The sequence below is a fragment of the Rhodopirellula sp. MGV genome, from assembly GCF_002251265.1.
GTDB classification, from domain to species: Bacteria; Planctomycetota; Planctomycetia; order Pirellulales; family Pirellulaceae; genus Stieleria; species Stieleria baltica_A.
This window is the reverse complement of the sequence record NZ_NPDI01000002.1, coordinates 51300-66248: the sequence shown is the minus strand read 5'-3', so window position 1 is coordinate 66248 and position 14949 is coordinate 51300. Positions and strand designations below refer to the sequence as shown.

At 56.3% G+C, this 14949-nt stretch carries 7 protein-coding genes; 4 read left to right on the top strand and 3 right to left on the bottom strand.

The window, feature by feature from the left end:
• Both CGZ80_RS01140 and CGZ80_RS01135 read left to right on the top strand, forming a co-directional pair.
• Window positions 1–1866 carry a glycoside hydrolase family 9 protein gene (locus CGZ80_RS01140; RefSeq protein ID WP_094410939.1) on the top strand — a complete coding sequence of 622 codons (1866 nt, stop codon included), beginning with the start codon at window positions 1–3 and terminating at the stop codon, window positions 1864–1866.
• A gap of 62 nt (window positions 1867–1928) precedes the next feature.
• The gene (locus CGZ80_RS01135) at window positions 1929–2714 is read left to right on the top strand and encodes a ThuA domain-containing protein (protein WP_094410938.1); all 786 of its coding nucleotides are present in this window, start codon (window positions 1929–1931) and stop codon (window positions 2712–2714) included.
• Window positions 2715–2830: 116 nt separating this feature from the next.
• On the opposite strand, the gene CGZ80_RS01130 is transcribed toward CGZ80_RS01135, so the two are convergent.
• Together CGZ80_RS01130 and CGZ80_RS01125 are read right to left on the bottom strand one after the other, a co-directional pair.
• On the bottom strand, window positions 2831–3283 hold the full coding sequence (locus tag CGZ80_RS01130) for a hypothetical protein (RefSeq protein ID WP_094410937.1): 453 nt from the start codon (window positions 3281–3283) through the stop codon (window positions 2831–2833).
• Between the two features lie 174 nt (window positions 3284–3457).
• Entirely contained in the window at window positions 3458–4699 is a 1242-nt protein-coding gene (locus tag CGZ80_RS01125) for a M48 family metalloprotease (RefSeq protein ID WP_094410936.1), read from the bottom strand.
• A gap of 404 nt (window positions 4700–5103) precedes the next feature.
• Here CGZ80_RS01125 and uvrA point away from each other — a divergent pair, with 404 nt between their 5' ends.
• Both uvrA and CGZ80_RS01110 read left to right on the top strand, forming a co-directional pair.
• The gene (uvrA, locus tag CGZ80_RS01115) at window positions 5104–11490 is read left to right on the top strand and encodes an excinuclease ABC subunit UvrA (protein ID WP_094410934.1); all 6387 of its coding nucleotides are present in this window, start codon (window positions 5104–5106) and stop codon (window positions 11488–11490) included.
• Window positions 11491–12088: 598 nt separating this feature from the next.
• Complete coding sequence (locus CGZ80_RS01110; RefSeq protein ID WP_094410933.1) at window positions 12089–13903, top strand: SEL1-like repeat protein; 1815 nt, start codon at window positions 12089–12091, stop codon at window positions 13901–13903.
• A 243-nt stretch (window positions 13904–14146) separates the two neighbouring features.
• Here CGZ80_RS01110 and CGZ80_RS01105 read toward each other — a convergent pair whose 3' ends face one another.
• Window positions 14147–14938 carry a hypothetical protein gene (locus CGZ80_RS01105; RefSeq protein WP_094410932.1) on the bottom strand — a complete coding sequence of 264 codons (792 nt, stop codon included), beginning with the start codon at window positions 14936–14938 and terminating at the stop codon, window positions 14147–14149.
• Window positions 14939–14949 lie beyond the last annotated feature (11 nt).

Genomic DNA, 14949 nt, shown 5'->3' with positions numbered 1-14949 from the left:
ATGCTCGACACCCGCATTCGCGTTTTGAAATTCGCGGTCATCTTTGTCGCCGCACTGGCTGTGTTTCAGACGGCCAACGCACAAGAAGAAAAGCTGCCAGAGCCGCGTTCGGAACTCGCGAACGTCGTGATTCATGTCAACCAAGTTGGCTATGACATCGACGCACCGAAGTTCGCAGTGATTGAATCGAAAGACAAGCTTGCCGCGGACACATCCGTTCGAGTGATCTCGACGTCGGACACCACCACACCGCTTTCGATCCAACTCGGCACTCGACAGTCCATCGATGAATGGTTTGCCGGACGTTATTTCTATCGCATTGATTTTTCGCGTTTGAATGAAGCCGGCAACTACCACATTCAGGTCCGCGGAGAAAAAAACGAATGGAAGTCCACGTCGTTCGACGTCGCCGACTCCGCCATTTCAAATGTGTCGCTGCCGGCGATCATCGACTTCTTTCAGCACCAACGTGCGAACTCGCCGCAAGAACTTAATGCCGACCAACACTTGTTGCTGTTTGGGTCGGATGACAAACGCGTCGACCTACATGGTGGCTGGTGTGACGCATCCGGCGACATCAGCAAGTACTTTTCGCATTTGGCGTACACGAACTTCATGACGCCCCAGCAAACGCCGCTGGTCGTGTGGTCGATGGTCAACGCGGCGGAATCGGCCGCTCCGAAATTAGACGAGTTGCAGATTGCCGAAGCGATGCGAGACGAAGCCCTCTACGGCGCCGATTACCTGCGTCGATCTCTCGCGGCCGAGGGATACTTCTACATGACGATCTTCAGTTACTTCAAAAAAGATCCTGAAGAGCGTCGCGTGGTTGGGTTGCTCGCCAACAGCAAAACGACTTCGGATTACCAAGCGGCATTTCGCGAAGGCGCCGGACTTGCGATCGCCGCACTTGCCCGGATTTCGACTTGGCAACGCGATCGCGATTTCACCGCATCGGAATACCTCTACAGCGCCGAACGAGCGTTCAATCACCTGCAAACCCATAACTTGGAATACGCAGACGACGGCAAAGAAAACATTATTGACGATTATGGTGCATTGCTTGCCGCGACCGAACTGTGGATCGCGACGGACAAACCACAGTATCGTGACGCCGCCAGGAAACGAGCCACCAACCTGGCCAATCGTCTCAGCGAAAACGGCTACTTCATCGCCGATGATGACTCCCGTCCGTTCTGGCATGCTGCCGATGCCGGATTGCCCATCGTCGCTTTGGTCCGCTACCTCGACCAAGAAACGGACAACGCATATCGATCGCCAGCGATCGCAACGATCAAAAAGGCCATTGATGCTCAGCTGAAACTCACCAACGCGGTCACGAACCCGTTCGGATACCCTCGCCAAACGTTCCGCGTCAACGGCCAGATTCGCGAAGGCTTTTTCATCCCCCATGAAAACGAAAGCGGTTGGTGGTGGCAGGGCGAAAATGCACGACTCTCGTCACTTGCCACCGCAGTCATCTCAGGCGGACGCATCACCCATCCCGGCGACGGCCCCTACGGAATTTCGCCCGAATTGGGACAGTTCGCTTCCACCCAATTGTCGTGGATCCTCGGCGCGAATCCCTACGACATTTGCTTCATGTACCAGTACGGACATCACAACGTGCCTTACATGGAATCGATGTTCGGACACGGATCTGGCAAAGGAGGAATCTCCAACGGAATCACCGGAAAAGACGGACGCGATGACGGATCGGGAATCGACTTTCGCTTCCACGCTGGCGGCGATGAGTGGCGATGGACTGAACAGTGGATCCCGCATTCGGCGTGGTACCTGCAAGCCGTCACCGCGATCTCGTCATCCGCGCCGAAACGTCCGGCGGTCACGCGTGACACACCTTAGCCCCCAAAGTCTGTTGCGTCCCGATTGAGACGCCTGCAAGTTCAACGACGAAACGACCAACAATGAAAACACATTCAACCCTACTCGGCCTGGTGGTTGCATTGCTCCTGGAGTGCACCTCCATTGCACATGCAAACGATGTGCAACCCGCGTTTCGTGTATTGGTTCTGGCGGAGAAAGGCGATATCCACGAACCCTTCGTCGACGCTGCGGTGTATTGGCTGAAAGGTTTTTCGAAGGAACAGAATTTCGAATTCGACTTGTACGAATCACCGAAAGGTTTCGACAAAGAATTGCTTTCCAAGTACGACGTTTTTTTGCAACTGAACTATCCGCCGTATCGCTGGAGCGATGAAGAAAAACGAGCGTTCGAAGATTACATCGAACAAGGCCGTGGTGGCTGGGTTGGGATGCACCACGCCGCGTTGTTGGGCGAATTCGACGGTTTCGAAATGTGGAATTGGTTTTCCGAATTTCTAGGCGGCATTCGCTTCAAAAGCTACATCGCTAAACGAGTGACTGGAACGGTCCATGTCGAACAAGCTGACCATCCGTGCTTCAGCGGTTTGCCAGCCGAATTCAAAGTCGACGAAGAAGAGTGGTACACGTTCAACCAAAGTCCATGCAAACAATCCGCCGTGCTGGCGACGGTGGACGAGGATTCATACCAGCCGTCATCCGACATCAAGATGGGTGACCATCCGGTGGTCTGGTCTAACGACAAAGTCAAAGCGCGCAACGTGTATTTCCTGATGGGGCATCACCCAACGATCATGGAAAACGAACACTTCAAACGGCTACTCAGCAATTCAATCTTGTGGGCCGCGGAAACGGGCAAAGGCCAATAGATGACGCGTTACAAATGAAAAACAGCCGGCTGATTTTCAACCGGCTGCTAAGGCGTCGTATCGATTGTCGTTGTCCTGTCTGGAGGTCTGGCAGATGACCTCCTCCAGGAAGATGACTACTCTTTCTTGGGCTCGACTTTCGCGAAGCCGTTTTTGAATGCCTTGTCGCTGTAGACCAGCTTCAACTTTGCGGCATCGTCTTTTTCGCCTTCCACTTTGCCTTTGCAATTGTTGCAGCAGAACGCGACCTTGGTGCCTTCGATTTTAACGGCGGTCGATTCATCAATGTCACCACCGCTCAACGGGCACGCTTTCTGTTCGTACTGATGAGTGCTGACCAGTTGCAGGTTTGCTTTCTCGGTGAATGGCTTGCTGTCTTTGGCAAATTTGCCGGCGCAGTTATCGCAGCAGAAATACACTTTGCCTTCTTTGTAGTCGGCAGACTTGTCGGCCTTAGCGGCTCGGGGTGCGATCACGCATTTGACGCCTTCCAGATTGACTTCACCCGCGACAACCGTAGCAGCGGCGACAAAGAGAACTGCGAATGCCGAGGCAATGTACTTTTTCATCTGGCTTTCCTTTCGGGAGATGGACCGGGGACGTGTCATTCAATCCTGATGGACCCACCACAACGGTGGTCTATCTATCACCATAGGCAATTGGACAGTCACAAACCAATGGACAAAGCGATGACGGGGGTGAATTTCGCAAGAAGTCGTAAACTTTTTGTTCTGACGTCTGTTTCACGCCATGACTGCATCAATTCGCTGCGAGATCCCCGGATGCAGCCAACTTGGGTTCCTCGCCCCTTCACAGCCTTCGGTCACTCGCACGAGCGCAGACGACAACGTCCGGCCGGCGTCCTCCACCGTGTCTGGCAGTTCTGACCCCGGCCATGACAGCGATGGTGCCAACTGGCATGCCGCCGCGTCGGCGTCATATTCGCAGTAGTAACTGACCTGCCGCAGAATCAACACGGTCGCCAGCAAACTTAGTGCGTTGCCGAGAATCGGCCCCCAAGCGACCAAGTCGCTTCCTGGCAAAAAATACTCCAGTCCGCCCTGCATCATGAATCCCAGAATCCATGCTGGCGCCAACGCGACCACACGCAACAACGCGTGTTTGCGACGTGCATGTGCGACCTCATGAAGCACGACCATCGCCACTTGGGCGCGACTTAGATCGCGAACCAGCCGGTCGGTGACGAACAACACTTGGAACCGCCCCAGGAATCCAGCCATCATCGCGTTGTACGATCGACCGCGTGTGTCCCACATCACCAGCTTGCATTTAGAAAGCCCGGCGGAGTGAAGAATCTGATTCATCCACGCTTCCATCGATGGATCAATTTCGCCACGCGGAAAAACTCGTTTGACCAACAACGGCATTCCGAAGACACCCAAGCCGATCATGGTCGTTGCTAGAATCCAGCCGCGTGCGAGATCCGATAACGGTGCAAACGAAATCGCATCAACGAGCGCCAACATCACCAGAATCGGTATCGTGATCCAAGCCAACGATGACCTCGCCACTCGCACCATCCATTTCAGCGGTTCGGTCCAGCCCGATGAAGCCACACCCAAGAATCTCGCAAAGCGATACTCCGCTGCCCACAACGCAGTGACGATGGCCAACATCGGGGTCAGCAACCACAACGATTGGAGCGTGATCGAGCGTTTAACGATGGCAAGATCTTCGGCACACCGCCCCCAGCCAAAGCCGCCCAGGCACAAGGCAATGATGGCGATCGAAAACCATCGCAGGCACACCGTTTGACGCTCGAACCAGTCCCATCCGGTATCGACATTCAAGTCGCCTTTTCGAATCAAGTCGGTGACCATCCGCACGGACAGAAAGCACATCACCCACCAGACCGCGACAACGGCCGCAGAAAACATCAGCGAGCGTTCGACGTCAGGTGACTCACCCGGTACCGCCCCAAAGCTGAGCGAGATGACGACGGCGAGGAAGTAATAGAGCTGCACAGACTAACGCTCGGACGAGGGCTCGGCTTGGACACTTTCATTCGACAATTTGCGACAGCCCCCCGGCAAGGGTCTAGGTTATTTCGACGTCAGAATCTCGCCGTCAGTTGTTGACCATTTCGCAACAAATTCGCTGTGCGACGTTGGGATTGTGACAGCATTCTCCCAAGCTGCCGGTGCGGAGTCCGAGGAGTGCGTCGAAACACGATTCTGGCACCGATTTTTGCACGTTCGAATCAGCCATTTCGCAGTGACGCAAGTCACCGATTTCGCAGTGACGCAGGCAGATTCCAGAGAGGGGTGACAATTCCCGATTCGGCCTGTGGGCTGACCCTATCCTGGCCAGACCGGTAAACTGGTTCAAAAGGACTGACGTTAAACCCAGAATCACCGAAACAGACCGAATGTCGACGACCGAAATCAAGGTCAAGGGTGCCCGCGAACACAACCTTCGAGATGTCAATCTGACGCTCCCCCGCGGTGAACTGATTTGTTTCTCAGGAGTCTCCGGCAGCGGAAAATCATCGCTCGCCTTTGACACGCTTTACGCCGAAGGCCAGCGGCGATACGTCGAATCGCTGTCGAACTATGCCCGCCAGTTCATGGGCCAAATGCCGAAGCCCGACGTGGATCTGGTTAGCGGCCTGAGCCCGTCGATTTCGATCGCCCAAAAGTCGACCGGTAACAACCCACGCAGTACCGTCGGAACGATCACCGAGATCTACGATTTCCTGCGTGTCTTGTATGCGCGTGTGGGAACGCCGAATTGTCCGAACTGCGAAGTCCCGATCACGGCACAACCCGCCGACGCGATCACCTCGCGAATTCTTGATTGTGATCCGGAATCCGATGTCTGGATCATGGCGCCAGTCGTCCGCGCACAAAAAGGCGAATTCAAGGACCTGTTCGAAGACCTGCGCAAACAAGGCTTCACACGAGCGCGTGTCGATGGCGAAACCATCCGGCTTGCCGACCCACCACCGCTTGACCGCACCCGACGCCACGATGTCGAAGTCGTTGTCGATCGGATCGGAGCAGACACGCGCGACCGTGGCCGCATCCAAGAAGCCGTCTTGTTGACGCTCAAACTTGGCGACGCTTCGGTGATCGTGTCGTTGTCCGAGATCAACGCCGAATCGGCAGCGGTACCGCGCGAAGACATCCTCTATTCATCGCGATACTCGTGTCCCTCATGTGGCGAAAGCTTTCGGCCGCCATCACCACAGCTGTTTTCGTTCAACAACCCACAGGGCATGTGCGAAGCCTGCGACGGGCTCGGTCACCTTTACACGTTTATCCCCAGTCGCATCATCCCGGACGACAGCAAGTCGATTCGCAACGGCGCGATCACGTTGCTGGGAAAATGGGGCGAGATCGGTCGCTATCGTCGGCATATCTACAAAGGCTTTGCCGAAGCGATGGACAAAGCGTTGGAGCTGGACGCCGGCACGATGCTGCAGACGAAGTGGCGTGACCTTCCCATCGAGGCCAAGAAGCTTTGGCTGTGGGGAAGCGATTCGACGTATGAACTGACCTGGCGAGGCGGACGTCGCAGCCGCAAGTACAGCGGTTCATTTGACGGTTTCGTCCCAGAATTGCTCGAACGCTATCGGACATCCAAGAACAAGATGCAGCTCAAGCATCTGGAAAAGTTCATGGACACGATTGATTGCGTCGACTGCCACGGCAAGCGATTGAACCGCCAAGCCAGCGCGACGACGATCACCAGCGCCAGCCCCGCGTTCGCCGACAAGCCGGCGTATTCGCTGCCAGAGTTGTGCGACTTGTCGATCGATCAGTTGCACGAGTTTTTCGTTGACCTAAAGCTCTCCGAAACGGATGCCAAGATCGCATCGGAAGCTCTCAAGGAAATTCGCACCCGAGTCGGATTCCTGCTGGGCGTCGGCCTGAATTACCTGACACTTTCACGCACTGCACCGACGCTTTCTGGTGGTGAATCACAGCGGATCCGTTTGGCCGGGCAAATCGGCAGCGGCTTGGTCGGCGTGTTGTACATTCTGGACGAACCGTCGATCGGTTTGCACGCTCGTGATAATGACCGCCTGATCGAAACGCTGGTGCGTTTGCGTGACGCGGGCAACACGCTGATCGTTGTCGAACACGACGAAGACACGATGCGTGCTTCGGACCGAATCGTCGACTTTGGCCCCGGCCCCGGTGTGCGTGGGGGCAAGATCGTCGGCATCGGCTCGGCAGACGAACTAGGCGAAAAACCCAAAAGCGAAACCGGCAAATTCCTGTCCGGAAAAAAGACGATCGAGGTCCCCGAACAGCTTCGCCCGGTCGATCATGAACAACAGCTGACAGTCCACGGGGCGACGTTCCACAACTTGAAAAACGTCGACGCCACGATCCCGTTGCAAACGGTGACCTGCGTGACCGGTGTTTCGGGAAGCGGCAAGAGTTCGTTGATCGGTGGCATCCTCGAACCGGCTCTTCGCAACGCACTCAACGGTGCCGAATCAGATGTCGGTGACCACGAATCGATCAGCGGACTGGAACACCTCGACAAAACCATCGCGATCGACCAATCGCCGATCGGACGAACGCCACGTAGCAACCCGGCGACATACGTCAAAGTCTTCGACGAGATCCGCAACTTGTACGCCAAATTGCCCGAAGCCAAGACGCGTGGCTACACGGCAAGCCGGTTCAGTTTCAACGTTGACGGCGGACGATGCGCGGCCTGTGACGGCAACGGCGCCAGCAAGTTAGAAATGGACTTCTTGGCTGACATCTGGGTGACCTGCCCGGTCTGTGCCGGACGACGCTACAACCGTGAAACCCTGTCGGTCGAATTCAAAGGGGCTTCGATCGCAGACGTTCTGGAAATGGACATTTCCGAAGCGTTGAAGCTGTTCAAGAATGTTCCCAAGATCGCCGAGAAGCTGCAAACGCTTGTCGATGTCGGACTGGAGTACCTGAAACTCGGCCAACCGTCGCCAACGCTCTCTGGTGGTGAAGCACAACGGATCAAGCTGTCACGTGAGCTGAGCAAAAAAGAAACCGGACGAACGCTGTATGTCCTGGACGAGCCCACCACCGGGTTGCACTTCGCAGACATCGAACTGCTGCTAAAAGTGATCCAGGGGCTAGCCGATCGCGGCAACACCGTCGTCATCGTCGAACACAACTTGGACGTGATCAAAACGGCCGACTATGTGATCGATCTCGGTCCCGAAGGTGGCGCTGGCGGCGGCACGATCGTTGCCGTCGGCCGCCCGAGTGATATTGCGAAATGCAGCGAAAGTCACACCGGCGCGGCACTCGCCAAGGTCATGGACATTCGCCGTCCAAAGAAAAAATCGAAACCGACAACACCTGCTGCCGACGTCGAACTCGCCCCGCCCAACAAACAAAGCAAGACCCACCTGACCGTCCACGCGGCACAACAGCACAATCTGAAATCCGTCGACGTGGAAATCCCCCGCGATGCGATGACAGTGTTCTGCGGTCCCAGTGGCAGTGGCAAAAGCTCGATGGCGATGGACACGATCTACGCCGAAGGACAGCGCCGGTATGTCGAATCGCTTTCCTCGTACGCTCGTCAATTCATCGGCCAGGTTCAAAAGCCCAAGGTCGAACGCATCGACGGGCTTTCTCCCGCGGTCGCGCTCGAACAAAAGAACCTCGGACACTCGCCGCGAAGTACCGTCGGGACCGTCACCGAAGTTTACGATTACCTGCGTATCTTGATGGCCCGGTTGGGCACGCGGCACTGTCCCGATTGCGAATGCGAAGTCGGCACCCAAACGCCGGACGAGATCACCGAAAAAGTCCTCGCGATGCCCGAGGGCACGCGTGCATTGCTGCTCGCGCCGATCGAAGTCGTCGCCGGTGAAGCATCCAAAGACACCTGGCAATCGCTGCGCAGTCAGGGTTACGCTCGTGTTCGCATCGACGGACAAACCGTTGATCTGGAAGACGCCCCGGCATTGGACCCGCGACGACGCCAGACCGTCGAAGTCGTCGTCGACCGCATGGTGATCAAGCCCGACGAACGGTCGCGAATCAGCGACAGTATCGAGCAAGCATTGTCGCTTGGGATCGGTGTCGCGACGGTCGCCGTCGCCGACCCTGATCGCGAAGAACGTCACTGGGACACGATCACACACAGCCAGCACCTCGTGTGCGGAAGTTGTGGGCGATCCTTCCCCACGCTGACGCCACACCACTTTTCATTCAACAGCGCCGTCGGCTGGTGCCCCCAGTGCGAAGGCCTTGGCAAACAGCGTGGAACCAACCCCACAGCACTGCTCGATTCACAGCGGATGACGCTTTCCGAAGGCGTGTCGCTTTTGTGGCCCAACGTCGAACACGAAGTCTCGCTCTGGTTGCTTCGAGCTTTATCACGGCAAACAGGGATTCCGATCAATGTCCCTTACGACGAACTGACCTCGACTCATCGACGGATTCTGTTCCACGGACTCGGCAGCCGCTGGATCGAAGTCACTCATCGCGACGCGAAACCGGAATCCGATTCGTCGCAGCGACTGTTCCGGTTTCAATTCAAAGGCTTTTATCCGGCGTTGGAGGAAGCGTCACGTTTGACACCGGGGCTCCGCGGCAAACTGGAACAGTTCGTCGACGAGATCGATTGCAGTTCCTGCCATGGCGCACGACTTCGCGAAGAGTCGGCAGCATGCCGTTTCCGTGGCATGACGATCGCGGACCTGGTTCATATGCCACTGGAGCGGTTGGAAGAAACCGTCAAAACCTGGAAACTCGACCGGCGTGAGAAGAAAATCGCCGGCGAATTGATCCGCGAAGTGACTTCGCGCGTCAAGTTCCTGTTGGACGTCGGCTTGAACTACCTGACGTTGCACCGCGGTGCCGCGACACTGTCGGGCGGTGAAGCCCAACGGATTCGTTTGGCAGCCCAACTCGGCAGCGGCTTGTGCGGGGTGTTGTATGTCTTGGACGAACCGACGATCGGATTGCACCCACGTGACAACCTGCGACTGCTTTCGGCACTGCATCGTCTGCGTGACCTAGGCAACACGTTGCTGGTTGTCGAACACGACCGTGACGTGATCGCGGGCAGTGATTACCTGTGTGACTTTGGCCCACGCGCGGGACGACACGGCGGACGCATCGTCGCGTCAGGCGCCCCCGATGCGCTGACTCCGGCCAACGAAAGCGTCACCGGCGGCTACATCCAAGGCACCAAACACATCCCCATTCCTTCGGCCCGTCGCCCGGTCTATACCGCTGGCGGCCAACCGATGGTCAGCTTCCTGTCGCTTTACGGGGCATCCGATCACAACTTGCAAGACGTCGACTTGAAGTTGCCAATTGGTGTGATGACCGCCGTAACAGGACCCAGCGGCAGCGGCAAAAGCACGCTGATCGAAGGCACGCTGTATCCGATTTTGGCGAAACGTCTGCACCGATCCAGCGAAAAGCCCGGTCGCTTTGACCGCATCGAAGGCATGCGTCACATCGACAAAATCATTCGCGTCGATCAGTCGCCCATTGGCAACACGCCCAGCAGCAACCCCGCGACCTACACCGGCGTTTTTGATCTGATCCGGAACCTGTTCGCGTCGATCCCCGAAGCAAAAGAACGCCGCTTCACCGCGCGAACGTTCAGTTTCAATGTGAGCGGCGGACGATGCGAAACCTGCGAAGGCAGCGGTCAACGCAAAATCGAAATGCACTTCTTGCCTGACGTCTGGGTCCCCTGCGAAGAATGCGACGCGAAGCGTTACAACGAAGACGTCTTGGAGATCAAGTACCACGGCAAATCGATCGCTGACGTGCTGGAAATGTCCTGCGGCGATGCCGTCGAACTGTTCGCATCGGAACCGAGGATCGTTCGCATCTTGCAAACGTTGTGCGATGTGGGGCTGGACTACGTCACCATCGGTCAATCCGCGCCGACACTCTCCGGTGGCGAAGCCCAACGGGTGAAACTGGCCGCCGAACTCTCACGTCCCGGAACAGGTCGTACGCTGTATCTGCTGGACGAACCGACGACCGGGTTGCATTTTGACGATATCGCCAAACTGCTGGAAGTGATTCAGCGTCTGGTCGAACTCGGCAACACCTGCGTCGTGATCGAACACAACTTGGACGTGATCAAGTGCGCCGACTGGGTCATCGACATGGGGCCAGGTGCGGGCGTCAATGGTGGCCAAATCGTCTTCGAAGGCACGCCAGAACAACTCGCCGCCACCGCCAAAGGACGCAAGCCGGACAAGGTTTCCGTCACCGCACCTTTTGTGGCAGACGCGCTAAAAACATCACCATCATCCGACGCCATCGATGATGTCGATTCGGATGATATGGAAGATGACGTCGAAGAAACATCGGCCGCATCCGATCCGCAGGAACCCGCCACGGTCACTGCTGCCAAAGAATCCTCTCCTGGAAGCGAAGTTTGGAAAGTGCTCGGTCGCAAGTGGCATTCGATGCACAAAGGATTCGAGAACAACGCCAAGCCGGATTGGCCGATCAACTTGCCCGATCGGCTGTTCAATCAGATCGAAAAAATCGTCGGTGACGAACGAATCAAGATGGCGGCTTCCAATCGCGTCGACGTGGTCGATGACGACGGCAAGGTCCGATTGTCGATCCGCACTCGTGATCTCGATGCGGTCAAAATTGTTTCCACGGAGACGCTCGATCCGAGCGAAACCGATGAGTTGAACCAAGTCAAAATCACGGTTCACGACAGCGACGACGAAACGATTCTGGCAATCAACCGCCTCGGCCAAGCAACCAAACCGGCACTCCGGAGGTTCCTGCAAAAGACCCTAGAATCCTGATCACAAGCAAGCAAACCAGCGGTACCGCAACATGTTTTGGGCCGAAGCCCCGGTCCGTTACCCAAACGGCCGATCGCAAAACAAACCGCTTCCAGCATCACAAACGCGTTCAAACCGCCGAGGCCGCAGGGAACCGCAGAGCTCAATCCCTAAAACCCTCTGCGTCACTCCGCATCCTCTGCGGTAATCATCCCGGCATCGTTTTTTGGGCCGAAGGTCCAGCCTATTACCTAGCCCGGTCCGCAGGGCCGGGAACCCAAACCGATCAATCAAGCTGAGGGCCGAAGGTCCGGTCCATTACCCAAACGACCGATCGCAAAACGAACCTCGTCCAGCACCCAAGAAGAGTTCACACCGCAGAGTCCAATCCCCAAACCCTCTGCGTCACTCCGCGTCCTCTGCGGTAATCATCCCGGCATCAACTTCTTGGGCCGAAGGTCCAGCCCATTACCTAACCCGGTCCGCAGGGCCTGGAAACCTCGAATCCAAGTTTCCAACCACTCTCTAGCGGAGTGTGACGTAACCTTTTCTAACGAACAGCCTGCGTTTGGGATCACCGCAGTGCCTCTTATGCCTCGTTACGAAAAGACGTTCCCAAATGCGCAGCTCTACACATTGGATTGTCATCGCATTGACGATCGTCTTCTACGCACTCAACGAGTCCACCACGGCAATCGGTTCAAACACTCGAACTGCCTCTGCGACAAATTCGGCCCAACACTTTGCTGAACGCGCCGTGAGCAGTACAGCGGCTTCCTCTGAGCCAACAGCGCCGGAAGCGGATGGTGGAAAACTCAACCAAGTAGAAGACGATCCGGAATCAGCGTTGGATCGCGTCCTTCTTGACTACCACGAAAGCATCAACAAGCTGATCGGGCTGGCACACACGCCGTACAGCGACGAAGCCGCTGCAAGACTCGTTCAAATCTCCGCCGACCAGGGACATGCGTGGGCCCAGGTAGTCATGGGCTGCTTGCACGTGAAGGGAAAAGGTGTCTCACAAGACTTTGTGAAGGCCGCAAAATGGTTTCGCTTGGCTGCGGAACAAGAACGTGCAGATGCGCAAAACTGCCTTGGGATCATGCACCAAAGAGGAATCGGCATCAAATATGATCCTGTTTTGGCTGTCTCGTTGTTTCAAAAAGCCGCCGATCAAGGCCTCGCCGACGCACAATACAATCTTGGAAGAGCTTATCGACGTGGCGAGGGCATCAGCCAAAACCATTACGCTGCGGTCGATTGCTTCCGACTCGCTGCCGCAGACGATCACCGCTCGGCTCAATTCGAACTTGGATGGATGTGTCACCATCGACTTGGTGAAGCCGGAGACGATGCCGACGCCGTCCAATGGTATCGACTCGCCGCCGCCAATGGCTCCGTTTCAGCGCAGTACAACCTTGGGTACATGTACGACCACGGATATGGCGTCGACGCTGACATCGACCGAGCGATCTCACTGTACCGACAATCGGCTGCCAAACAGGACGCCTATGCGGAAAGGGCACTTGGGTTGGCGTATCGTGATGGCGAGGGCGTGCCGCAGGACGATGTCATCGCTGTTGAATGGTTTCGCAAGTCTGCAGAACATGGCTACTCGTTCGGCCAAGGTTCTTTTGCCGAGATGTACCTCGACGGGCGCGGCGTCCCACAAAGTGATCAAGAAGCTGCGAATTGGTTTGAAGCTGCGGCGGTCCAAGGTCACACATGGTCTCAGACGAATCTCGCTTGGATGTATCTAGTAGGTCGCGGCGTCCCTCAAAATACCACCCGTGCACTCCTGTGGCTGCAGAGGGCTGCGAACAAAGAAAACGTATGGTCCCAACGAGAACTCGGCCACCTGTTTTTCTGGGGCAAGCTTGTACCACAAAACGATACCGAATCGCTCAAATGGTATCGCAGGGCAGCAGAAAATGGCGATCCAACCGCTCGGTACATGATGGGGTTGATGCTTGCCGAGGGACGCGGCGTCAACGCAGATGATAGCGAAGCGATCAAGTGGTACCGACTCGCCGCCGAAGACTCATTCCCTGCCGCGTTGAACAATCTCGGCATGATGTATCAAACAGGCAGAGGCGTCCCGCAAAACGCATTGACCGCAAGTGAATGGTATCGCAAGGCCGCCGACCAACAATTTAGCCTGGGGCAGACGAACTTAGGATTGATGTACCTGTATGGCAAAGGCATCGAAGCCAACGAGAAGCTCGCCGTTGAACTATTGCAAAAAGCCGCAGACGCCGGAGAAGAAACAGCCCAACTGGCACTCGAGCAACATGCCGAAATGCAGGGCGCCATCGGCAAACAACAACAGCGTTCACTGTTGATCGGGGCCGTCGCACTCTTGGCTTTGTTCTACATGATCGGTCGCACCGTTCTCCGGCAACCAGACGCAGAATTCACGCCGGTTATGCAATAATCGCCACAGCACATGATCGATCTTTTGGGCCGAAGGTCCAGCCTATTACCTAGCCCGGTCCGCAGGGCCGGGAAACCAAGCCGATCAATCAAGCTGAGGGCCGAAGGTCCGGTCCGTTACCCAAACGACCGATCGCAAAACGAACCTCGTCCAACATCCCAAAAGAGTTCAAACCGCAGAGATCAATCTCCAATCCCCTCTGCATCACTCCGCGTCCCCTGCGGTTTACCATCTGCGTCAACTTCAATCTTGGAACACGAACTTTGTGTACGGCTCGGTGCCTGATTTCATGATCGCCCGGCTCAACTGTTTGACTTGCCAAACTTGCTGCCCGTCATAGGTTGCGCTGGTCGCCAAAAAGTTCGACCGCGCGAGCGAATAATAAAGCTTGTTGACGCCGCCTTCGTCACGAAACTCCAGCAACAACAAGGCTTCGGGATCGGTCCCGCGGGCGAACGCAAACAAGGCTCCTTGAACCGCATCGCCAACCGGTTCCTGGAAACGATAAAGTGGCTGGGAGAGCATTCGCAATCGATCCACCGACCCGTCTTTATTCACCATCTCCAAGGCAAATTTTTTTGCGATCAAACGCATCTGGGTCAAACGGATTGCGGTGTTTTGTCCGCCAGGCGGAGACATTGGAACGGGTTTCCACTGCACGCCTGGCTTAGCACACGTCCAATCGCTCTGATCGTCGCGAGTCCCGTGGATTGGCTGCGTGACTAGCGATTGAAACTCGTGGGTGCTGTGCGTGTAAGGACGGTACCACTTGTAGATCGACGCGATCGCCGCCGGTCGCCCCTGATCCGTCCAGACATACACGTCGCCATAAACCTCTCCATGCTCGGGATCGGTCCACGTGAGAACCGGCTCCCGTCGCAGCTCAAGCACCCGCCCTTCCACCTCAAGCGTGTACGACTCGGCAATCTCGGCCGCAAGGCTGCTGAACTGGGCAGCCGAGTCCGCATCTTCAGCCGCGAGGATGCCGCAACAATAAACGGCAGCGACTGCCGCAATCACGAGACGATCGATCATCGAACCACCAT